Genomic DNA, 21645 nt, shown 5'->3' with positions numbered 1-21645 from the left:
GTGATGCAGAAAAATAGATATAGATCAAATCGACACTATCAATATCTTGTGTATAACTATTAAAAAAAAGAATTTAGTGTTTACTACTTAATCATTCGATTTTCCAATGTAAAGCTCATTTCGATTCAAGCTACTGGAAGAGAACTTGAGTGCTTTTAAGGAATATGAATCATAGTCAATATTTATTGTAATGGAAGATGATTTTATATTGTGATCTTCTTCAGAGGCTCAAACAAATTTCACTAATACGTGATTGGTTTATTTGATTTAATCTCTTGCCTCCAGTAATTTAATGTATCTCAACCTGCTCATGTTTTTAGAATAATATTATCCTGTTTTTATGCCTATTAGAGATTATTGAATTGGTGGAGCGATATTTTCGCAAATTTCAAATGACGCATTTTCGTAGTTATTAATAGAAGACTAATAAGATTATGGTCATTTTTAGATAATTAGTCTTGGAGGCTCTGCATATAAACATATCTTACGATAATAAGAAATTCTATTATTAAAATAATTTCTGATGTGCAGTTCTTAACTATAATAATTCTATTGTAGACAGATGAATTGTGAAGTTGATTAAATTGCATAAATCTTTTGTTGAACGTGTTCAAAAAGAAATGGGGATATCCAACTATGCCCTTTATTGGTTTGGCTTCCTTGAGGGTGCTTTAGTTATGTGGTTACTCATGAAAGTTATTTCTGCTGTTTGGATGAAATCTGAGTTTCCCTTTTAATAAAGATGTTTTTAACAGGCAAATTATGGAGTTTCTAAAAAAAATACCTCCCAAAATCTATTTAACTTTTTCTTTGATTTTCATAACAACAGCTATTGGATTTCTTTTCTTAGGGAAATTTATTTTTGCCATCATATCTTTGGTAATTGGACTTATTTCATTAGTAGCATGGACTTTTTTTGGATTATTTGAAGAAACCAAAAACTCATAGATGCTTCAGTGATTTTTATATAAAGATTTGCCTAACAACAAATTCTCATGATTTCAGTATCCGTTAAGTAGGTTATTTTCCTTTTGAATGAATTTATTGTGTGTAAAAATTATTTGTGAGTTAATAATGGCTTTTATCCAGAGGTGATTTCTCCTTCAAGTAAAAAGGCAGCAGAGCAGGTAGAGATGCCTTGAATTGGCAATTTATAGCACTGCCGGGGGCTTGGTTTTGGTTTTAGTTGGGTTGTTTAAAACCCTTCTCCTTTTAATTGGAATGGCTTTTTTATTGGCTTTCATCTGGTCGGAATCAATAATTAACCGAAGATACTGAGAATTCTTTTCTCCAATAATTAAAGTCTTGCTCCAGGTGATTTTTGAGTTATCTCCCGATAATGAAATGGTGAACAGAGGGAACAGTTCTATAGAGAATATAAATAATAAGAACTAATAAATTTCCTCCAACAACCGCAGCTCCTGCTGCGAAGTTTCCTTCTTTAGTGGTGTAATCCCACTTTGGCTCGTTATCTGTCATGGTTGAATTATCAATCACTTTATTATTGCCATTTATTCTCTGCGATCAACAAATATAACTAATAAAAGAATAAAGAAACTCCTAATTTTTTCGAAATTCAAAATCTAATTTACTTTTCTTGAAGGTAAATGAGTTCTATATAAATGGGTTGAGAGTTTTTGAGACTTCAAATATGAGTCTATGACTACATTTTATAAAAAAAAATTATGATTCCTCTTTAGAAACCACTTCGGCATCAACAACTTCTTTTGAATCAACAAATTCGTTTCGTTTTCTATCTAACCAGCTATTAATACCAAATACAAGAGGCTTTGACCCTCGATAGATAAAAATGGCGGTAGGAAGAACACTTATTATTCCAACAGCAGGGTTTTTGAATATAAGTCGTCCTGCTTTGACATTAAAAAGAATAATTAAGAGAGAAGGAATTAAAACACTGAGAATAGTCTTTAGAGCTTCAGTCCATCCAACACGATAAACCCACCAAATTGAGGCTATACCAGAAATATATAAGATTAAATATGTCATGAAATATTAATTACCTAGTAAGTAAACTCTTATTATTTCAAGTATTCTAAGAACTTCTTTTACTCTTTGAGTTTCTATTCTCAAGAATGTAAACACTAAAAGCTACCAATAAAGTTAACAAAATAGATGCAGCCACCCAACTTAATTGACTTGAGGTCATGCCTAGGTAAGGGCCATCAATAGGTTGCTCAGACCAAGTGCCAGGTAAGTGCCAAACTTGTGGATTCGATAGAAAAACCATACGATACCTTTCCGTTGCTTTATGATCGAAGTTTATATTTAAAATGTATAAATGCTATGAATAATTACTTATCGTTACTTCTTTTGAGAATCAAAATTGATGAATAATTTGATTTTTAATTACTAACGAATATATTAATCCTTTAAAAATAATAATTACTCATGGCTAAGCCATAAAAGATAAGCCATCTTTAAGTTGAATTCATTTCGAAGTTACAATGTCTAGAGCTGTGAACTGGGTTTTACTTCAGTTGGCTATGAGTTATTACGGAGACTCAATGAAAGAGTTTCAAGTTGATGATGATTAGATACCTAAAAGTTTTGGATGTTTTTTAATCTCTAATCACTTTCATGAAATTACTCACTCAGTTCAGTATTCCTAATCCATGCAAGCTGATTTGGCTAAAATGAATAATAGATCTTCAAAAACACTGTGAAAAGCAGCTAAACAATAAAATCTTCATTTATTTTATGGGCAGTGTTTCTTTACCTGAAAATGTCTTTATGTTAATCACCACCTTTTAGTGGTTAGAAATACTTTTAATGTTGATTTTTGGCAAAAGAATACATATTCAATTAATTTAGCTTTTTTCTCAGGATTTCTTAATTGCTGGGGAATTTGAATTTTAATTTCTAGCTTTGATTAAAATCCTGGAGATTTGATGGCATATTCAAATCTGGATAGTGATCAATTCTCAATTTTAGAAAGCTGATAAGATCCAATCAAAAGTCGCGAAACCGTCTTTGGTCTGAAATATGAGTGTCACACTGGATTGTTTAATCCATTTTCAAGACAAGAATTGCAAATGTATTAATTATATCCTTTTTATACGTCTACTGTCTCGTATGATTTTATCCATATGTCTACTTTTAGTTAATAAATCACTCAAATATTTTTTAATTAATATATGTTGAAATATTATCTTTATTTACTACAGATACATTTGATTCAAGTTTAGTGTTCTTAGAGAAGCCTTTACAATCTAATTTTACTCTTTTTATTCTTTCTTTTTCCCAAATCCAGTAAACCGGATGAGCCTGCCGAGCCTTTTTTTGTTGTTTGTTTGATCTTAAACTAATAGGCAAGAATTCTTTTTTTGATCAAATAAAGCATCTCTACTTGGTTGATTCAAAACAATACTACCTTCTTCCCCTGATTCTGATCGGTAATAAGTTCCAGTTGGTATTTGAATTGCACCCATTGCTCTATTTAAAAAAAATCACATGGTACGGCTCATCCCATTTTGGATTGATAAGAGTGAATTTTCGACTACCTTCAATCACTAAATTGTGATCAATTTGGTGATGAATATAATACTGCTCAAAATTTCCGTCATCATCGGGAGATATGGCATATTCATGATGGATAAAAACATCAGCGCCATTTGATCTGTTTACACCTGTATCAAGAATGATACTTGTGGTGTTTCACGAAAAACACGAATAGGGACAAAGTGAAGAAGCATTTGTAAACCTCCTACCCTCATAGTTCTCTCATAATCGAAAACAATTAATTTATAAATCTCGGTTTTCACCTAGGCAGATATTTGTATATCAATTCTGATTCTCGCTAAGATTTAATGGATTAACCTTGCTTAGAGCTAAGACTTTTTAACTCCGAAAAAGAAAATACTTGTTTATTTATTATTGAACCTTCTGAGGATTCTTGATGTATGGATCTAGAAGATAAAACCCAAGGTCCTCCTTCGAATAAAGGGATAAAAGTATCTTCGTAAAAACTTTTTCCCTTTAAATCTTTTTTAGAAATTGGATCAAGATATTGGCTAGAATAACTCTTGCTTAAGTAGCCATTACCAGTATCAGTCACCTCTTTAGTGAGGATGATTATTAGATTTCCATGAATATGCCTGTAAACCATCGTAACAACATTGTTTTTGACCCTGTATTTGTCACCTTCGTTTTTCCCCCCAACTATAACTTCAGAGCCAATTTCGTTTGTATTTCCATAAGTAAAGGTATTTTTACCATGAGTTTGTTCAAATGATCTTCTAACTCGATGAATAGCAACTTCCCAAAGTTGTGAAGAAATGGCTTTGTGTATTTCTTCATCATCTATTTCATTAACAGTTGCTTTTAAATCTTGTCCTAAGGAAAATATTCCTTTTAGTTCTATTTCGCCATCTGTCCAAGAACATCTACCTTCATAACCAGGGAAACTTGATTCCCACGTGTAGCGATTTTCATAGGCAGACTTAAATAAATGCGTACAATCTGCTCCTATCATTTCGTTGTTTGGCATAAAACTTTGTTTGATTCTTATCTTAGTCAATTTGATTTATTAATAAACTAATTAAAAAAATATTTACGAAACCAAATTATTGATAGTTATCCATGGCATTTTTTATTAACAATCAACACATATAAATTACTTCCAAGAACTAATGTTTAATTGCATTTTACTTAAGTTATTTTGTTGCTAGCCCATAACATGCAAGAAATGGTTATCTCGCAAAAGCATCTTCCGAGTTGGAACTTTTAATATATCTCTCAAAAATTTGTAGATTACATGATACACATCAACGCAAATCATTTGACCTTATTAAGGATTAAATGGATTATTCGTTATTTTTTTCAACTAAGGACTGTCTGTTTGATGAGCGTAGAGACTCCTCCTCGCTATCAGCTTTTTCATCCCACCCCCAGCCTCGTTTGATTTCTTTCAGTGAACGGCCACTCTCTCTTTGCTGTGGACTTAAGGGAATCCAACTCCAATCAATTAAAAGTGTGGCGGCAACTCCAAAAAGGACATGTCCGACAAGTACCCCTACTACATCAACCGTAGTTAGTGATTCTTGTCCAATCGAGGGGTCGTACAAATTCTTTCTTGATTCACTTATAAATTATAGGAAATCAACAAGTGGTTCAAAAGAATGTAAGTAGTTTTTGTTTCTTGTATAGATTTTTCTAATGTATTTGATCACTTTTACTAGTATGTTCGGTTGACCACCATCAGCTAAAGGCGCAAATAGTTTACATTAATTTACATAAATTAACTTATTTTAAGATGACACCTGAAGCAGAAAAGTTTAACGGTTGGGCCGCAATGCTTGGCTTCGTTGCAGCCTTTGGAGCATATGCAACAACTGGACAAATAATTCCTGGAATCTTTTAGTTTCTAATCATGCAACCATCTAACAAGACGATTTTAGAAAGAAGTATTGGAAGGCCAGCCATGATGGCTTTCGTTCTTTTAACAGGTATCTACCTAACAACTGGTCAACTTATTCCCGGAGTTGTGTAATGTCTTCTCAAGAAAACAACAAAATAAACATTGATCCTGAGAAGGTTACCGCTGAAAGACTTAACGGCTATGCAGCACTATTTGGTTGTATCGCCTTAGTCGGTGCATATGCAACCACAGGTCAAATTATTCCTGGTTTTGTATAACTTTTTGAAAGATATCGTTAATTGACAGATATTTGATCTAAGTTTGGCAATTTTGAGTCCATTTACGAAGCCATTGATAAATCATTCAATGGCTAGGACCTCAACAAACAGATTTTTTAAGAATCGATTTAAGCTCTCGAAATTGAGAGCTTTTTTAGTGCTACATAATATCAATTAATTAAAAATTCAAAGGAATATTCCTCTTGATTGAACAAAGCTGTGAAAAGCTGGATTATGAAGATATTCAATATATAGTGCTATTAAAATTGCACCACTTAAGCAACCACTAGCAATTATTGCCCCAAAAATAAAAATTTGTTTTTTGTTTACATCTTTCTTCGTATCAACAAATACAAATCTCTTTGATCTTGAGATAGTCATTTAAGATTTTTCCAACTACTAATTAATTAGCTATAGCTTGTCATAATGATTTCCTGCTTAAGGGTTTCTTTATGAAACACTGTTTTCAGTGAAAACAGCTTTACAAGAAAATTCTTGAATTTCACCATTAGGTAAGAGATGAGCAAATCTTGGTTCATCCATTCTTAAACCATTTTTCTCATCCTGATAACTCCATAACCATTTCTTGTCAGTGAATGATATGTCACCGACCTTAAAAGATACTGGGAGCATGAGTTTTATATCTCGCCAATTAAGAACTATAAATGCTCCGTTATCAATATTTTCCAGATCATCAGTTATTGCGAAATCTCCATTTAAATTATTTCTAATAACTGCAGTTAGTCTATCTCCATCGCAATTGAAGTCCGAGGTGGGATGAAGAGTAATAAGTAAACTTAGAAAAAATGAAATAAAAACCATTATTTTAAGTGTAAGGTAAATTTTTTGTAAAAAATAACTTATTTTTTGTTTTTCATCATGATTGCTTTGCTTTTGATAAAAGTAAATTATTGGATACTTGATGAGAGCATAAATTCGGTAAGATAATATATAGATTATCTCCTTCAAATTAAAAACTCAAAAGATACTTATTTAAACTCTACGAAAATCAGTTGCAACTATCTTGGGGATTTGCACACTGAAGCAAAACATTCTCTTTCCGGAAGTGTTATTTATACTGATGCACCTAAAGACCATGATGGAGAAGGAAGAGGTTTTGCTCCAACTGATTTATTAGCTTCTTCTTTGGGAGCTTGTGTAATCACAATTATGGGTATTGAGGCAAAAAGTAGAGGGTGGGACCTTGGTAAGATTAAGGTTGATGTTTATAAGATAATGACGACAGAGGGTCCTAGGAAAATAAAGACTCTTGTGCTAGAAATTTTTATGCCATCTGAATTAGAGGTTCAAAAGTATAAAATCCTTAAAAAAACAGCTGAGAATTGTCCTGTAAAGCTTAATCTTGAGCCCTCTGTGGATATTAAGTTGAACTGGCACTATAAATAAATTTAAAATTGAAGCGGTTTTGTTGCTAATTTTTTAACTGTCTGTTTATTAAAAAGTACTTTGAGTGATGTACTTTTTGCATTGCTTAGACCAAGTACTAATCCTCTATTAAGACCAGCATTCATTAATACAGCTTTTGTTTGGAAAGGAGAGAAATGAAATATAAAGTTGTTGGGACTATAAATATTAGTAAAAGATAAGCCCTTAATCTTTGTTTAAATCCTGAGATAAAAGTATTGAGCCAAAAAATAAACAAACTATAGCCAAAAACAAATAAAATGGAGCCAAGGTAGGGGGTATATTTTTATTTATTATAATTCCATTAGTCTGCTCGAAGTATATTATTTTGCCAGGAATTGCATAAATATAGCTGAAATTAATGATCTTCCAATTAGATTTTTTGTTTGTTCAAAGTTCAGCTATCAATAGAGTTGTGAAAAATCAAGTTCTATTGTGAATTTGCAATACAGGAGATTTATTTATTTTTTATTATTATGTTATGTTTAATTTGTTTTTGTGGATATTTCTGTTTTTTATATAATTTTAAATTGTATGGCATTTTTTTTGTGGAGCAATCAAAATACAAAGATATTGCTATCTTGTTTTTAGATTATTTAAGTTTAATAATGAAAAGAGATTGGGATTCAGGTCCATCATTTTATAAGAAGGGTTCCTTCCATAATAAGATAGGCATGATATTACTTTGGATGTTTTTATGCTTGGCTTTAATTCAAATTTTTATATTAATTCTTAATTGAATTGTTTTTCCATAATTCTTTAATATTAAATTAGTGATGGATATATATAATATTAAATTGTAAATAGATTGAATTTGATTTCAATTTATCCAAGTTTAGTTAATTATGATCCTTCTCAAAATCACTAATGCATCAGATGTGGTTGCCTCTAAAGCAGGTAAAGTATTTGAGAAAATTACTCCGGATATGATTGATCAGAAGTTAGTTGAAAGTCAGGTTATTCAGCAGATGATTGATCAACTTCAATTGGAAGGTTTGAAAGGACAGATCTCTAGCGTCAAAGGTCTAGATCTTAGTGAGGATAGTTTGATAACTAAAAGTAGCTTTAAAATTAGGACTTCAAAGACCTTTTGAATTGCGAAATAATTACAAATATTGGCTATATTGAGAGAAAAAATAATAAGAAAATCCAGAATAGCTATTTTTGGTAGAATGTCTAGAATTTATTTTTTATACAAGCTCTTCAGGTTTGATCTGCTTTACATTGCATTAATTTTTCTTTTAGAAAAGTAATTATTTATTATTAAGAAGAGATTGGTTTTTATATATAGGTTTTATCTATTCTTGAAGAATACTACAAAGGATTTGTTTTGGGTTTTGGTGCCCCAGTAATAAGCAATGAAGAAGAGCGCTTAAAAGCTCTTGCTGAGTACAGGATTCTTGGTACTCAGCCTGAGCAATGTTATGACGACATAACGAAAATAGCTTCTTTAACTTGTGGAACTCCTATTTCCTTAATGAGTTTGGTTGATACAGATAAGCAATGGTTTAAATCAATGTGTGGGTTTGATACGAAAGAAACATCAAGGGACGTTTCTTTTTGTGCTCATGCAATTGCCAGTTCAGAACCTTTGATTGTTGAAGATGCTCTACTCGATGAGCGATTTAAATCAAATCCTTTGGTGGTTAAGGAACCAAAAATTCGTTTGTATGCTGGTTTCCCATTGCAAACCCCAAATGATCAACGAATAGGAACTCTCTGCGTGATTGATAGAAAGCCGGGAAATTTGTCTGCACAACAGCATCAAATTATGGAAGCATTATCTAGACAGGTTGTAACCTTATTGGAACTTCGTAAAAGATCTATTTCTCTTCTTGATGCTCTCACTCAAATGCATAATAATGAGGGTATTTTAACGACATGTTCATATTGCAAAGAGGTAAGGGATTCGGATGGTGAGTGGCAACATCTAGAAAAATATCTTTCGAAAATTTCAGATATTCGTTTTAGTCATGGGATTTGCGATTTATGTATGGAGAAGCATTTCCCTGATGTATTAGAAGTCTGGAGTGATGATAAACTTAATTTAAATAGTAAAAATAATAAGCCCGAATGCAAAAAAAGTAGTTAGTTATCTAGAAATAAATTCATGTGATTTAGTTGATTGCTAAACTTTTGATTAATATACATACTTTTAGAATTTAGGTATCAAACAGTTTTAATATGATTGGTTTTTTTGCTGCAATATCTGCAGTATTATCTTGGACTTTTGCGTGTTCTATTTGGCGTAGAGAATCTGAAAAATTACTACCTAGGCAAATCAATATTTATAAAAATGTTCTTGCTTCAATCTTCTTCTTACCAGTTGTCCTAACGATAAGTTGGTTCTCTGATATATTTTCTATATTTATTTTGATGGTAAGTGGAATAGTCGGTATTTCTATAGGGGATACTTTATATATAAATTCTTTAAAAATCATAGGTACGCGAAAAACTCTTTCATTTGAAGCGTTAACCCCAATAATTGCAACTACTTTAGGAACATTGAGTATCAATGAGATATATCCTCAAAAAGTATGGATAGGATCTTTGATTGTCTCTTTTTCTTTATTTATGATTGTACGTCAAAATACATTTAAAAAAGAGGATTCTAGAGAAATAAATTGTCTTGGTATCCTATGCGCGTTGGGATCGATCTTTTGTGCAGTTTTGGCAGCTTTAATGTCAAGATCAGTTTTAATGAGCTCAACATTAACTCCCTTAGAAACGACTGAAATTCGACTTTTATCAGCATCAATATTTTTATTTTTAATTTTTAAAAAAGATTTTTCGTATCTTCTTAAAAATAGATCAATAACTAAACAAAATCATTCAAGTTTGATTTTGTCAACCTTAATTGGTACTAATCTTGGAATATTATTTCAACAGATAGTTTTTAAATTTTTACCTATTGGAATTGGTTGGACTTTGTTAAGTCTTTCGCCTATTTTTGCACTTTTTATTTCAAAGAGAGAGGGAGATGAAATAAATAAATTAACAATCTTCTATTCTTTTTTATCTTTTATTGGAGTTGCTATTGCTTTGATTTAGACCTCAAAGTAATCATTTTCTTGCCAATATTCATCTGGATCATCTTCGAGGTCGGGCGGATCTTCTAGTTCTCCAGGCCTCTCACCTAATAGTATTAGCAATCCTTCTAGATATCTCATTTCTGAAGGATTATCTGATTTATTCAGGCGATCCTTGACCTTTTTCGCAACTTGAGGATCACCTTGCTCAACAGCTTTTGTTAATAAATAAATAGGATCGCTTTTGGGGTCTATTTCTTTCATTTATTCAAGAAAAATTTCTATCAGTTGTACCTGGATAGAAAAGAGTATTTTGATCGATATTAATTGCTGAAAACTTGATAGGTTCCCAAAATAAATCTCTAGTAATCAAGAAACGAATATCTTTCTCCTTTAAAAATTTCTCATTGACAAGTTCTTGAAGTACTTTTATCGGGATTTCTCCCCATTTTCTGGAATTAGTTAACCATTTATCCATTTCCCAAACAGGTTCAGAATTTATTATTTGAAATCCAAAGGCTTTTCCCCTGTCTTCTGATATCTCTGAAAGGTACCAATCACCTACTACACCATATAGGTGACAATAAATTAAATCATCAACCGAGCCTTTACTGTTTCCTGATATCGACTTCATCGATTTAGCTGTTGACTCTGGAACGAGAACAAGTGGATTTTGGTTTTGCTCGGACAAAATAAAATAGATTACAACCCTTTTAAAAAGGATTTTATACCTAATTATATTTTTTTAAAAGTACGTTTAGTTCTTTTTATTTCTTATGTGATAAACTTACTAATATTTAATCTTCATTGATCAGTTTCTGTTGATTTTAGGGCTTGTAAGGCCATGTTTATATGGGCTCCCATAGCTCCAAGAGCTATAAGAGATTTAGGATTTCTATTTTCACTTAAAACTTTCTCTTCCTTATGCATGATTAGTAATATTTTTTGACTTGTTTCAGTCCAGGTTTTAATCAAATTATTGAATTCTTGATTTTCCTTGATATTAGTGTTTTCAGAGGGGGCAATTGAAGATATATCTTTTTTGGCTTTGATCAAAAAATCATTTAATTTCTTGTGGCTAATAGCGTCTTGTGGGAATTTGTTGTTATTCAACTTATATCTGTAAGATCTTTACTTAAAGTATCATGTGTAAATTTTCCTTCAAGGGTGGATCCCCGACCAAATCTATTCTGTTTTGAAAAAGTAGTTCATGTAATACCTTTATATTTTTTAACTAATTCTTTGAAATGATCACCTCTTTCTTCGTAGTTTTGATATTGATCAAAACTTGCACAGGCTGGAGATAATAATATACTTTTGGAAGTTGTTTTTCTGGCTAAATTAATAGAGGCTTTTATCGCCTCTTCTAGATTTTGTTTGGCAATTACTTCTCCTTTATAAGAAGAATCTATTAATACTCTTTGTAAGTTTTGAGCACTAAGGCCAAATAATACTATTCCGTTAGCAGATTGCTTTATTTGTTTTATCCATGGAAGACAATCTCCTTTTTTTTGTATACCACCGGCTATTAAAATTATAGGAGCCGGAATAGATTTTAAAGCAGTTATGGAGGATTCAAAATTAGTAGCTTTACTGTCATTATAAAAATTTAAGTTGTTTATTTTCCCTAAATCTTCCAATCTATGGGGGATTCCTTTAAATGAATTTATAGATTTAGCAATTGATAAATGGTCAAGACCTATCTCTCTTGCTGCTGCTATTACGAGCAAGAGATTTTGCAAGTTATGATCACCAGGTACCTTTAGTATGGAGCTATGAAATAATTGTTGTTGGTCTTCAAAAATGTAACCTTCTTTATCGATCCAGAATTTGGCATAATGAGAATAGGAAGACTGTTTGTTTATTCCAACCCATATACCTTCAGGTAATTGCTCTCTTTTACCGTATAAATATTTATCATCAGAGTTATATATACGAATTGAAGCTTTCGTAATTAAACTACGCTTTATTTTGAAATATGTTTCTATATCATTATGTCTTTCTAAATGATCAGGAGTAAATGTTGTCCATATACCTATAGTAGGCGCTACTTTTGGTGAACTTTCAATTTGATAACTACTTAATTCTAAAACTAGCCAGTTTAACTTCTGGTAATTATTTTGTATGCTTTCAAAAGCAATTTTAGATAATGCTTTTCCAATATTCCCTCCCATTTCAGTATTTAAATCATTCAATTTAAGAACATGATTAAGCATATTAGTTACAGTAGTTTTTCCATTTGTTCCTGTAATACCAATAGATGGAATATGACTTAACCTTTCCCAAGCTAGTTCAACTTCTCCCTTAACGTTTATGTTTTTAGCTCTTAATTCTTTAAGAGCTATATGTTCCCAATCAATTCCTGGACTTACAATAATTGAATTAATTCTTCCTATCCATGGCTGGAAATTATTAATATTAAGTGGTTCGCCCAGTAAATATACATTGATTCCTTCAGTTTTTAATTGATTAGATATATTGATTAGTTGTTCATTTGAATTATTTTCTAATACTAAAACATTCTTGCCTTCTGATTTAAGTAGCCTTGCTGCATTTATTCCTGAGCTACCTAGCCCAAGGACAATATTTATTTTATTTGAATTTTTTTGTTTTGACAATTTGATTTAGAATTGAATGTAAATAGTTTTTTCCATTACTAGGTAGTTATTACCTTAGGATGAATTTCATTGCAAAAAACTTTGCTACTCCCTAATATAAAATATTTTTATTTGAGTATTATTTTGATTCTTAAACAAAGATATTTTACTTGTTAGTGCTCAGAAAGATATTCCTTGTTTAAACGTATTAAAATCAAGAAAAACTTGGAAACTTTCTTTCAATAAGGTTAAAAAACATTAATACTTCTGGCTTTATTCTTAAAAGTTGTTTTGATGCATAGGAATTAGCTTATTTTTAATGCCTGCAAACATTAATGATAGAGAAATGTTAAAACAAAAAGAAATTCATGAATCAATGAATATTGAGTATTCTCTAAATGGCTTGGCGAATCAGAGTGAGAGTGAAATCACATGGATTAAGCTTCATCAGATGTTTGATAAGTAAATAGTTTTAACATTTTTTCTTTTTTTTACTAAAGATCTATGCAATAAAGGTTTGCTTAATGGGCGATACTGGAATCGAACCAGTGACTCCTACCGTGTCAAGGTAGTGCTCTACCTCTGAGCTAATCGCCCTTGAAAATCGATTTAGAGCTGTGTTGAAAAGTTCTTTAATGAAATTAGCAGGCTATCGGACCTAATAATCATTGCCTTAGTAATTTGATTCTCCAGCGCTCTTTTTTGGTTTTGTCGATGTTTAAAATTTTAAGCGAACCTTTTTTCTCCAAATGAATAAGATCTCCAATATTTACCGATTTGCTTGGCTGCTCATTCAAGCTCCAGTTAAGTCGCAAATAGCCTTGTCTGATTTGACTCGTTATTTTTGATCTTGACAAACCAAAGCCTGCAGAGGCTATTGCATCAATCCTTGTAGAGGCTTCTACTGTATTAATTATTTTTTCTGGTCTTTTAAAAGGAATCTCCATCTCGTTGAAATTTAGTGCCTCAATTACTAATTCGACTTCTCTTAATTTTCCAATTTTTTTATTCATTAAATTCGCACATTTATCCGAGCAAATAGCTTGAGCTCCTCTATCTCTAATCAACCAAATGTCTCCAATTTCACCTTCTTTAGCGTCAAGCTTAAACAAGACATCTCTAAAATCATTTTGTTTTGCTCTATCAAAAAGGAAATTCCCTTTTAGATAAATACCTTTTACAGGAATATCTGAAGTGGGATAGTTCATTCTCTCTTCTGATCTTAGAAAACATATTCTTTTACGTTCGGCGCTCGGGAACCCTCCCTCAAAAAAAAGAGTTATATCATTAAGATTACAAAATTTTTTTTTTACTTCTTCTATTAATTGTGGTGAAACAAAAGGAGTCCATATGGCGACTCTCTCGCTAAGAGCCTTTTCGGCGTAGCCAAGTAAAGTCTCTAAATCTTGGCGAAAATGGCTATTAAACAGAATCTTTTCCTTTGGAAGATGCATGAAAAGAGATTAAATTTTTTCAATTTATATTGAAATAGTCTAAAGCTTTCTAAAGCAATATCTTGTTTAGATAAATATTATATTGAATCTTTAATTTAACGCTGTTAATATTTATAACCACTTTTTATTTTTAAATATTATTAAATAGAGTACTATTCTTTTTCTATGGTTATTACTTCTAGGTTGTCTGTTCCTTTTAGAATTGGCCAAGGTGGTTCTATTTCTATAGGAAATTCTAGAATTAAAAGCCAAAAACCTTCTTCACTTTTTTTTCTAATAGCTCTCAAATCATCAACTGTTTCTTGGTTAATGCCTCCTGCAGAAAAAAAACTTCCCACCGCACCTGAAATCATTCCAACTACGCCACCTAAAAGCTTTTCTAATTGATTTGGGAATCCCAAATCTGCAAATGTCTTTAGATCGGTCATTTGAGAAAAACTTAGGCCTGCAATAAAACCAAAGGGTATTAACCATGTCGCTAAAAATTTTTGGCGATCTTTTCTAGCAAGAGCTGGATTCAAAAGCTTGATATTATTAAAATTTGATTGATTAGCAAATACTTCTCCAGATGTGTCTAAATTTGAATTCTCATGGTTCGATTTATTATCTAATGGTTCCACAAGATCGTAATTGAGGATAGGTGTTTGAGCCTCTCCCAATTTAAGAAGCAACTCTTTTGCTAGTTTCTTTTCTTTTAGGAGGATGACGTATGTGGACACTAAATAGCTCCTTGAAATGTTTGGATATTCAATCCTGCTCAACATAATTCTGGTCAGCGGCAAATAGATCACTAAAGTTCAGATCGGCACGTGTATCGCCTTTAATGACGAAAGTTCTTGTTTCTGATCCCATTGATCAAGCAGGTATTGATATTCTTACTCAGGTTGCTCAGGTTGACCAAAAAGTAGGTCTTTCCATAGATGAGTTAAAGAATATAATTTGTGATTATGACGGATTAATGATCCGTTCAGGAACTCAAGTTACCTCGGATGTGATTGCTGAGGCAAAAAAATTGAGAATCATTGGTAGAGCAGGAGTTGGCGTAGATAATGTTGATGTGCCAACTGCAACCAGAAAAGGGGTCTTGGTTGTTAATTCTCCAGGTGGAAACACTATTGCTGCAGCTGAGCATGCACTGGCAATGATCCTTGCATTATCTAGAAATATTCCTCAAGCTCATGCAAGTATGTTTTCCGGTGGTTGGGATAGAAAGAAATATGTAGGAAATGAACTTTATAAGAAAACTTTAGGAGTAGTTGGACTTGGTAAGATTGGATCTCATGTCGCAAAAGTCGCGAATGCGATGGGTATGGAAGTAATTGGTTTTGATCCTTTTGTTTCCAGTGAAAGAGCTCAGCAAATGCAGGTTCGATTAAGTGATCTTGATGAGTTGTTCAAAGAATCTGATTATGTAACCCTTCATCTTCCAAGGACAACTGAAACAGAGAATTTAGTTGATAGTGACCTTCTTAGAACAATGAAACCAACTGCGAGATTGGTTAATTGTGCAAGGGGCGGAATTATTAATGAAAATGATTTAGCTCATGCATTAGAGGAAAATGTTATTCAAGGTGCTGCAATCGATGTTTATGCAAAAGAACCTTTAGCTGAAAATTCTCCTCTACGTTCTGTAAAAAAAGGTTTGCTACTTACGCCGCATTTGGGAGCTTCAACTGTTGAGGCTCAACAAAATGTTGCAATTGATGTTGCGGAACAAATTAGAGATGTTCTTTTAGGCTTGCCTGCTCGTAGCGCCGTAAATATTCCAGGACTTAGCGCAGAGATAATGGATAGTCTTAAACCACATTTAAAACTTGCGGAGACATTAGGATTATTAGTTAGTCAAATTTCAGGGGGACAGATCCAAAAATTAGAAGTCCGTTTACAGGGGGAATTCGCTCAACATCCTTCTCAGCCTCTTGTTATTGCAACTTTGAAGGGTTTACTCACCAGTGCATTGGGAGATAAAATTAATTACGTAAACGCCTCATTGGAAGCGAAAGGGCGTGGTATTGATGTAGTTGAAATTAAGGATGAGTTGAGCCCAGAGTTCGCTCGAGGATCTTTGCAGTTGGATAGCTTTAGCGATAAAGGAGGACATAGTGTATCTGGGACTGTTTTTGGTGATGGTGATCTTGGCATTACAAGTATTGATGAGTACCCGATAAATTTTGTGCCAAGTAGGCATATGCTTTTTACCAGGCACAGGGATATGCCTGGAATCATTGGTCAGATAGGTTCACTTCTTGGAAAACACAATGTGAATATCGCTTCAATGCAAGTAGGAAGAAGGATTGTAAGAGGCGAGGCCGTTATGGTTTTAAGTATAGATGATCCTATTCCCTCTGAATTGTTGGGCTCAATTCTTTCAATGCAAGGAATAAACGAAGCTCATTCTGTGACTTTATAAATTTTTGGTTAAAAAAACTATAAATTTGCAAAAATCTCAGCCTCCTTGGTTGAGGTTGGAGCAGGAATTTCAGGTTGAGTTAGAAGATTCTTTTTATTGGCTTTTGAGCAGTTTAGAAATTCATAGATTTTCTTTTGAGCATGATCCAAATGAAAAATCCACTCAAAAGCTATTTATATGGCTTCCTTTTAATGAGTGGGCAGCTAGAGATCAAGAGACCCTAGTACAATCCTTGATTTCGTTGGCAAAAACTTTTGACTTAATTCTTCCTCCATGTAAATGGATTAAAGTAAAAGATGAAGATTGGAGCTTAAGTTGGAAAAAAAGCTGGAAACCTGATCCTATTGGAAAATCAATTTTAATTTTACCGGCGTGGTTAGATGTACCTGAAAAATTTTTAGAACGAAAAATTGTTCGTTTAGATCCTGGAAGTGCTTTTGGAACTGGTAGCCATCCTTCTACAAGGCTATGCATTGAAGCCTTAGATAATAATCCTCCAGTAGGTCAAGTAATTGCTGATATAGGTTGTGGAAGTGGAATATTATCTTTAACTGCATTGAAATTAGGAGCAAAGAGTACTTTTTCAGTTGATACGGATTCTTTAGCAATATCAGCAACCAAAATTAATTCTTCTTTAAATGATTTTTCTGAAAATCTCTTAAATGTTTTTCTTGGTTCTCTTGAAGAAGTTGAGGCGAATATGCCGCGAACAAGAATTGATTTGGTGCTCTGCAATATTCTTGCACCTGTCATAAAATTAATAGGACCAGGTTTCGAGAAAATTATTGGTCATAAAGGTAAATTGATTTTGTCTGGTTTATTAGTTGAGCAAATTGAAGAACTTCAAGAATTCTTTTTACCACTTGGTTGGCATGTTCTTGAAATCAAAATAAAGAATCAATGGGCCTTAATGGTGTTGACTTTGGATTTACCTTGATTCAATAAATTCTAAATTTTTAGATTAAAACCCTTCATGACATCTTTTCAGATCACTTTTATTAATGAATTAAGTGGTCTTAAAGAAATTATTGATATCCCCGATGACAAATATATTCTTGATGCTGCATGTGAACAAAATATTGAGCTTCCCTACTCCTGTAGATCTGGAGCTTGTTCAAGTTGTGTTGCTAAATTAGAAAAAGGAGAGGTTGATCAACAGGATCAAAGTTTTTTGGACGATGATCAGATTAAAAAAGGTTATGTTTTGATTTGTGTGGCATATCCGACTTCGGATTGCACAATTAGAACCCATGCAGAAGACGAAATGTATTGATATTAATTTTTTCGCCAATTTTTTATCGTTTTGCTTGCCAAATATCTCCTTTCTCGCCAACCTTTTATTTATGTGCTCATGGGCGCAAAAAAAATTATTTATGAATTAATTGAATTCAGAAGTTTTGCCAACCAATAAAGTTCAAGGTCTTTTAGATCATGGTTCTATTCATTCAAGTATTGGTGGTCAATTTAGTTTTAGAGTTTTAGGGCCATGTTGTCGTCTCTATGACCGCGAAGAATTACCTTGGCCTTGTTGCAGACTCTCATGGCGAAGTAAGGAGCCTAGCTGGAGAAGAATTGGAAAAAGATTGGTAGCTGACATCGCTGCACAAAAATGTCCATCATATTCGGTTGAGATTATCGAACCTGGAGTGAAACCAACAAAAACTATTTTGACCTTATTTTCTAATCGTTTAGATAAGAATATTCAGGAATGGTGGTATAGCAAGCATCCACGTTCTAGAGATAGCTCCAATATTGCGCCTCAAGCGGCATGAGTTTAGGAAAATTGAAAATTCTTTTTGGATTTAAAGTGATGAAGATATGAAGCATTTCAGGCATAAGTTCATAACATTTTTCAAATTTGAAGGATAATTGTAAGTAATTAAATTTCAACACAGGGATGAACTTCGACTATCACGCTGTTGCTTCTGCCGCTACTGCTGCTATTCCTTTGGCTGCCGGAGCTGCTGGGGTTGGCTATTTTATATTGCGCCAAAAAGGTTTTGGCTTTGGGACCTCACACTTACTAGTTGGGTTGCCGATGTTCGCTGTTGGAGGAGCTGCAGCGGCTTTCTTTCTTGTTACAAAGTGAGAAAAGGTAGTTTTTCACAAATAAAAAAGGGGCCAAAGGCCCCTTTTTTATTTGTGAATTAAATTGTTGATTAATTTAAGTACCTGGGTTAAAACCTTTACCTTTGGTTGCAGGAACGTATCCAGCAGCTGTAGTACTACAACCAAGACTTTCGGCTGTACTACCAGTAGCTACTTCACAAAGTTTTTTCTGTTGACTTCTATCTAATACAGCATCTGTAAAGTCAGCGCCATCGATGGTTACACCATCAAAAACACTCTTAAGCAACTCTGCACCAGTAAGATTCACGTTTGTGAGGTTCGCATTGTCAAACCTTGTGGCATAAGCAATAACATTTGTCATGTTTGCTCCTGTTAGATCAGAGTCCTTCAAAGTTGAGACACTGAAATAAGCCCCAGTGAAATTAGCCCCACCAAGATCTTTTCCTGATAAGTCGTATTTTACATACTCTGTATTTTGTAAGTCCTTACCAGCCAAGCTTGGATCTAAGCTCTCCACTGAAGAAGGATCGCTGGGATACAGGGCACTTACAGAAAGAGGACTAATAACGAGACTTACAAGCACAGGTATCAAGACAAATAGTCTTGTAAGGGACCGTTTAAGGGAAGAAATAAGAGAATCCATTAATAACGCCAGCGATTAAAGAAGCACCAAACTCGACTATTGTTTCATGTAGAGGCATTTCATAGGCAAAGGGATCACGAACTGTTGCAGTTGCGGCTCTTATTTACATCAATCTGCAGAAAGTCGTTTGCTAGCTCAGTATTTGGGAAAATAGCTTTTGCCTCATTAAGCAAATCATTAGGACAGGTTTGATTCCCTGGGGTATACCTCGGGCTCAAATGAGTCAGAATTAGTTTCGCAACATTTGCTTTTGCAGCAATTTGAGCGGCCATAGTTGCAGTTGAATGTCCGCGTTCATAAGCCATTTGGGTTTCTTTATGAGAATAAGTTGATTCATGGATTAGTAGATCGGCCTCTCTGGAAAACTCAATTGCTGATTCTGTATAAACAGTATCTGTGCAATAAACCATGCTTACCCCCTTTCTGGGCGGACCGCAGAAATCTTTCCCTGAAAAAATTCGACCATCTTCTAATCTCACTTCTTCCCCTCTCTGTAGGGCTGCATAAACTGGACCAGGAGGTATTTTTTTTGATTTCGCTTTCTCTATATCAAATCTACCTGGTCTAGTTTTTTGATTCACTCTGTAAGCAAAAGATGGGATTCGATGCTTGAGTGGAGCAGATTTGACTTCTAACTCAGAATCTTCAAATAAAATTTCTTTATTAACAGCAGCATTTTCGACCCTATGGAATTTCAGAGAGTAAGCCAATCGACTTGAACTGTTGTATAGACAAGAATCAATAAAGTTTTTGAGAGGAGCTGGTCCGAACAATTCAATCCCAGAGCTGCTGCCTGCCAACCCAATACTTGCTAGAAGCCCAGGCAGCCCATAAATGTGATCCCCATGCATATGGGTGATAAATATCTTTTTTATTTGAGATAACTTAAGATTACTTCTCATGAACTGATGCTGTGTACCTTCGCCACAATCGAACAGCCACAATTCTGATCTTTGTGGAGGCTTTAGTACCATCGCTGATACATTCCTATTAAGAGTTGGCACCCCTGAACTTGTTCCTAGAAAAGTGACTTGCAAGTTTTCCCCTTTTAATACTTGGTGACATTCATTTCTTTGACCACTGGTGGATCTTCTTTCTTATAGGCAAAATTAGTATCTAAATCCAATTTTTATTGTGAGCGCATCACCAAAAAGAAAATCTGGATGGGCAATAATCTTTATCACTATAATTTTCATCTCTCCATTAAAGGCGATTGCGGCCAAAGAACCGATAATGCGTGTCTTGATAGGTAATGAAAATAAGGCAAGATTTAGAGCAGATAATTTAGAAAATATTCTTGTTCAAGGTACATCTCATGATCATAGAAGAATTAAATCTTTAAATTTAGTTTATGAAAAAAATAAGGTTAAGTATTCGATCAATAATAACCTAAATACATGGTTCGAATTACCGAATAATTTTAATTTAATTATTAGAAACGGTGATAAAAGAGGGATTTGGTTTAAGAATAGAAGATATGCTGGAGAATTAAGAATTTCATTAAACAATAAAAAGTTAAGTATAATAAATTATTTAAAATTAGAGAAGTATTTGAAAAGTGTCGTTGGTAGTGAAATGCCTAAAGAATTTCCTCTTGCAGCACTTCAAGCGCAAGCAATAGCAGCAAGAACTTATGCATTAAAACTTTTAGACAAAAATAAATTATTTGACTTACACTCAACACAAGATAGTCAAGTTTATTTAGGCCTTGAATCTGAAACTTCAAAAATAAATAGGGCAGTTAGAAGTACAAGGTCACTTGCTTTATTTTATGATAATCAGCTTATTAATGCTGTTTTTCATAGTAGTTCTGGAGGTAGAACTGAGAATAGTGGTCAAGTTTGGAAGTATCAATTACCTTATTTGAAAAGCGTTGTTGATTATGACCAAAATAGTAAAAAATATAGATGGAAGAATGAATTTACTTCTGTTGAGTTGGACGAAAAGTTTCCTGATTTAGGTGGAGTAAATAGTATTCAAATCATTGATAAAAGTAATACTGATAGAGTCTTGAAAATTAGAATTCATGGAAATAATGGAAATAAGATTATCTCAGGCAAAGAATTAAGAGAAAGATTACAATTGCTTAGTACTAAATTTGAAGTTTATTTGAGTTTTAACCAAGTTAACCTGGGTAATAAATTAAATTTTGCGGATAAAATAGTTGATGAATTTTCTCTACAACCTCTTCCGCCGATTCCAGTAAATCATTTTCTAGTGGTTGAAGGATATGGCGCTGGTCATGGGGTGGGGATGAGTCAATGGGGCGCAAAATCTATGGCTGAAAGAGGATCAAGTTTTAGTGAAATTTTAAAACATTATTATACAGGTGTGCAAATTAAAACCTATTAGTCAATTATAT

31 protein-coding genes, 1 tRNA gene and 1 pseudogene are annotated in these 21645 nt (G+C 33.1%); 15 read left to right on the top strand and 18 right to left on the bottom strand.

What is annotated here, in order from left to right; all coding sequences use genetic code 11:
• Positions 1–584: 584 nt before the first annotated feature.
• Positions 585–737, top strand: coding sequence for a hypothetical protein (locus AC6EIZ_RS05820; protein WP_498513109.1), 153 nt, complete (start codon positions 585–587; stop codon positions 735–737).
• Between the two features lie 57 nt (positions 738–794).
• Here the strand turns inward: AC6EIZ_RS05820 and AC6EIZ_RS05815 are convergent, their stop codons facing one another.
• From AC6EIZ_RS05815 to AC6EIZ_RS05785, 7 genes and pseudogenes are all read right to left on the bottom strand, one after another.
• On the bottom strand, positions 795–938 hold the full coding sequence (locus AC6EIZ_RS05815) for a hypothetical protein (protein WP_498513107.1): 144 nt from the start codon (positions 936–938) through the stop codon (positions 795–797).
• 388 nt (positions 939–1326) lie between these two features.
• Complete coding sequence (locus tag AC6EIZ_RS05810; protein WP_011295035.1) at positions 1327–1479, bottom strand: hypothetical protein; 153 nt, start codon at positions 1477–1479, stop codon at positions 1327–1329.
• A gap of 204 nt (positions 1480–1683) precedes the next feature.
• Positions 1684–2007, bottom strand: a complete 324-nt coding sequence (locus tag AC6EIZ_RS05805; protein WP_498513105.1) for a hypothetical protein — start codon at positions 2005–2007, stop codon at positions 1684–1686.
• A 46-nt stretch (positions 2008–2053) separates the two neighbouring features.
• Positions 2054–2248 (bottom strand): hypothetical protein, encoded by a 195-nt coding sequence (locus AC6EIZ_RS05800; protein ID WP_498513103.1) that lies wholly within the window; start codon positions 2246–2248, stop codon positions 2054–2056.
• An 896-nt stretch (positions 2249–3144) separates the two neighbouring features.
• A pseudogene (locus tag AC6EIZ_RS05795) lies at positions 3145–3713 on the bottom strand (hemagglutinin).
• Positions 3714–3832: 119 nt separating this feature from the next.
• Positions 3833–4507, bottom strand: a complete 675-nt coding sequence (locus AC6EIZ_RS05790) for a DUF3386 domain-containing protein (RefSeq protein ID WP_498513101.1) — start codon at positions 4505–4507, stop codon at positions 3833–3835.
• A gap of 316 nt (positions 4508–4823) precedes the next feature.
• Positions 4824–5084: a hypothetical protein gene (locus tag AC6EIZ_RS05785; protein WP_498513099.1), complete on the bottom strand. Its 261-nt coding sequence runs from the start codon at positions 5082–5084 to the stop codon at positions 4824–4826.
• Positions 5085–5272: 188 nt separating this feature from the next.
• Between AC6EIZ_RS05785 and AC6EIZ_RS05780 the strand changes: the two genes are divergently transcribed.
• Genes AC6EIZ_RS05780 through AC6EIZ_RS05770 form a run of 3 tightly spaced genes read left to right on the top strand, consistent with a single transcriptional unit; the run spans position 5273 to position 5655 of the window.
• The gene (locus tag AC6EIZ_RS05780; protein ID WP_011125327.1) at positions 5273–5380 is read left to right on the top strand and encodes a high light inducible protein; all 108 of its coding nucleotides are present in this window, start codon (positions 5273–5275) and stop codon (positions 5378–5380) included.
• 9 nt (positions 5381–5389) lie between these two features.
• Complete coding sequence (locus tag AC6EIZ_RS05775) at positions 5390–5509, top strand: high light inducible protein (RefSeq protein WP_011294968.1); 120 nt, start codon at positions 5390–5392, stop codon at positions 5507–5509.
• Complete coding sequence (locus tag AC6EIZ_RS05770; protein WP_498513097.1) at positions 5509–5655, top strand: high light inducible protein; 147 nt, start codon at positions 5509–5511, stop codon at positions 5653–5655. The genes AC6EIZ_RS05775 and AC6EIZ_RS05770 overlap by 1 nt, the downstream gene beginning before the upstream one ends.
• A 186-nt stretch (positions 5656–5841) precedes the next feature.
• On the opposite strand, the gene AC6EIZ_RS05765 is transcribed toward AC6EIZ_RS05770, so the two are convergent.
• Positions 5842–6036: a hypothetical protein gene (locus tag AC6EIZ_RS05765; RefSeq protein WP_498513095.1), complete on the bottom strand. Its 195-nt coding sequence runs from the start codon at positions 6034–6036 to the stop codon at positions 5842–5844.
• 69 nt (positions 6037–6105) lie between these two features.
• Positions 6106–6477 (bottom strand): DUF8671 domain-containing protein, encoded by a 372-nt coding sequence (locus AC6EIZ_RS05760; protein WP_498513093.1) that lies wholly within the window; start codon positions 6475–6477, stop codon positions 6106–6108.
• Between the two features lie 210 nt (positions 6478–6687).
• On the opposite strand from AC6EIZ_RS05760, the gene AC6EIZ_RS05755 reads away from it, so the two are divergent.
• The 4 genes from AC6EIZ_RS05755 to AC6EIZ_RS05740 all read left to right on the top strand — a co-directional run bounded on the left by AC6EIZ_RS05755 (position 6688) and on the right by AC6EIZ_RS05740 (position 10131).
• A complete protein-coding gene (locus tag AC6EIZ_RS05755; RefSeq protein WP_498513091.1) occupies positions 6688–7062 on the top strand; it encodes an OsmC family protein in 375 nt (124 codons plus the stop codon).
• Positions 7063–7925: 863 nt separating this feature from the next.
• Complete coding sequence (locus AC6EIZ_RS05750; RefSeq protein ID WP_498513088.1) at positions 7926–8174, top strand: DUF8653 family protein; 249 nt, start codon at positions 7926–7928, stop codon at positions 8172–8174.
• Positions 8175–8410: 236 nt separating this feature from the next.
• Positions 8411–9172: a GAF domain-containing protein gene (locus tag AC6EIZ_RS05745; RefSeq protein WP_498513086.1), complete on the top strand. Its 762-nt coding sequence runs from the start codon at positions 8411–8413 to the stop codon at positions 9170–9172.
• A 92-nt stretch (positions 9173–9264) separates the two neighbouring features.
• Positions 9265–10131, top strand: a complete 867-nt coding sequence (locus AC6EIZ_RS05740; protein WP_498513084.1) for an EamA family transporter — start codon at positions 9265–9267, stop codon at positions 10129–10131.
• Here AC6EIZ_RS05740 and AC6EIZ_RS05735 read toward each other — a convergent pair.
• The 4 genes from AC6EIZ_RS05735 to murD form a co-directional block, all read right to left on the bottom strand.
• Positions 10128–10373, bottom strand: coding sequence for a hypothetical protein (locus tag AC6EIZ_RS05735; protein ID WP_498513082.1), 246 nt, complete (start codon positions 10371–10373; stop codon positions 10128–10130). The genes AC6EIZ_RS05740 and AC6EIZ_RS05735 overlap by 4 nt on opposite strands.
• A gap of 4 nt (positions 10374–10377) precedes the next feature.
• Positions 10378–10800: a hypothetical protein gene (locus AC6EIZ_RS05730; RefSeq protein ID WP_498513080.1), complete on the bottom strand. Its 423-nt coding sequence runs from the start codon at positions 10798–10800 to the stop codon at positions 10378–10380.
• Positions 10801–10913: 113 nt separating this feature from the next.
• Positions 10914–11222: an MATH domain-containing protein gene (locus AC6EIZ_RS05725; protein ID WP_498513078.1), complete on the bottom strand. Its 309-nt coding sequence runs from the start codon at positions 11220–11222 to the stop codon at positions 10914–10916.
• 95 nt (positions 11223–11317) lie between these two features.
• Positions 11318–12727, bottom strand: coding sequence for a UDP-N-acetylmuramoyl-L-alanine--D-glutamate ligase (murD, locus tag AC6EIZ_RS05720; RefSeq protein ID WP_498513076.1), 1410 nt, complete (start codon positions 12725–12727; stop codon positions 11318–11320).
• A 298-nt stretch (positions 12728–13025) separates the two neighbouring features.
• Between murD and AC6EIZ_RS05715 the strand changes: the two genes are divergently transcribed.
• Entirely contained in the window at positions 13026–13172 is a 147-nt protein-coding gene (locus AC6EIZ_RS05715) for a hypothetical protein (protein WP_498513074.1), read from the top strand.
• A gap of 59 nt (positions 13173–13231) precedes the next feature.
• On the opposite strand, the gene AC6EIZ_RS05710 is transcribed toward AC6EIZ_RS05715, so the two are convergent.
• The 3 genes from AC6EIZ_RS05710 to AC6EIZ_RS05700 all read right to left on the bottom strand — a co-directional run bounded on the left by AC6EIZ_RS05710 (position 13232) and on the right by AC6EIZ_RS05700 (position 14879).
• Positions 13232–13303 (bottom strand) — tRNA-Val (locus AC6EIZ_RS05710).
• A gap of 68 nt (positions 13304–13371) precedes the next feature.
• Positions 13372–14160: a photosystem II electron transport protein, Sll1252 family gene (locus AC6EIZ_RS05705; protein WP_498513072.1), complete on the bottom strand. Its 789-nt coding sequence runs from the start codon at positions 14158–14160 to the stop codon at positions 13372–13374.
• A 152-nt stretch (positions 14161–14312) separates the two neighbouring features.
• Entirely contained in the window at positions 14313–14879 is a 567-nt protein-coding gene (locus tag AC6EIZ_RS05700) for a hypothetical protein (RefSeq protein ID WP_498513070.1), read from the bottom strand.
• Between the two features lie 104 nt (positions 14880–14983).
• Between AC6EIZ_RS05700 and serA the strand changes: the two genes are divergently transcribed.
• The 5 genes from serA (at position 14984) to AC6EIZ_RS05675 (ending at position 18659) form a co-directional block, all read left to right on the top strand.
• Positions 14984–16570, top strand: a complete 1587-nt coding sequence (gene serA, locus AC6EIZ_RS05695) for a phosphoglycerate dehydrogenase (RefSeq protein ID WP_498513068.1) — start codon at positions 14984–14986, stop codon at positions 16568–16570.
• Between the two features lie 4 nt (positions 16571–16574).
• Positions 16575–17507, top strand: coding sequence for a 50S ribosomal protein L11 methyltransferase (gene prmA, locus AC6EIZ_RS05690; RefSeq protein ID WP_498513066.1), 933 nt, complete (start codon positions 16575–16577; stop codon positions 17505–17507).
• A gap of 36 nt (positions 17508–17543) precedes the next feature.
• Complete coding sequence (locus AC6EIZ_RS05685; RefSeq protein WP_498513064.1) at positions 17544–17843, top strand: 2Fe-2S iron-sulfur cluster-binding protein; 300 nt, start codon at positions 17544–17546, stop codon at positions 17841–17843.
• Positions 17844–17952: 109 nt separating this feature from the next.
• Complete coding sequence (locus AC6EIZ_RS05680; protein WP_498513062.1) at positions 17953–18342, top strand: DUF8632 family protein; 390 nt, start codon at positions 17953–17955, stop codon at positions 18340–18342.
• Positions 18343–18467: 125 nt separating this feature from the next.
• A complete protein-coding gene (locus tag AC6EIZ_RS05675) occupies positions 18468–18659 on the top strand; it encodes a hypothetical protein (RefSeq protein ID WP_038653995.1) in 192 nt (63 codons plus the stop codon).
• A 75-nt stretch (positions 18660–18734) separates the two neighbouring features.
• Here the strand turns inward: AC6EIZ_RS05675 and AC6EIZ_RS05670 are convergent, their stop codons facing one another.
• Together AC6EIZ_RS05670 and rnz are read right to left on the bottom strand one after the other, a co-directional pair.
• Complete coding sequence (locus AC6EIZ_RS05670) at positions 18735–19283, bottom strand: pentapeptide repeat-containing protein (RefSeq protein WP_498513060.1); 549 nt, start codon at positions 19281–19283, stop codon at positions 18735–18737.
• 74 nt (positions 19284–19357) lie between these two features.
• Positions 19358–20320 carry a ribonuclease Z gene (rnz, locus tag AC6EIZ_RS05665; protein ID WP_498513058.1) on the bottom strand — a complete coding sequence of 321 codons (963 nt, stop codon included), beginning with the start codon at positions 20318–20320 and terminating at the stop codon, positions 19358–19360.
• Between the two features lie 97 nt (positions 20321–20417).
• Between rnz and AC6EIZ_RS05660 the strand changes: the two genes are divergently transcribed.
• Positions 20418–21635: a SpoIID/LytB domain-containing protein gene (locus AC6EIZ_RS05660; protein ID WP_498513056.1), complete on the top strand. Its 1218-nt coding sequence runs from the start codon at positions 20418–20420 to the stop codon at positions 21633–21635.
• Positions 21636–21645: the final 10 nt, after the last annotated feature.

The sequence above is a fragment of the Prochlorococcus sp. G4PB16 genome (genome assembly GCF_059772465.1).
The sequence above is the reverse complement of the archived record's forward strand: the minus strand, read 5'-3'. Positions and strand labels throughout refer to the sequence as shown.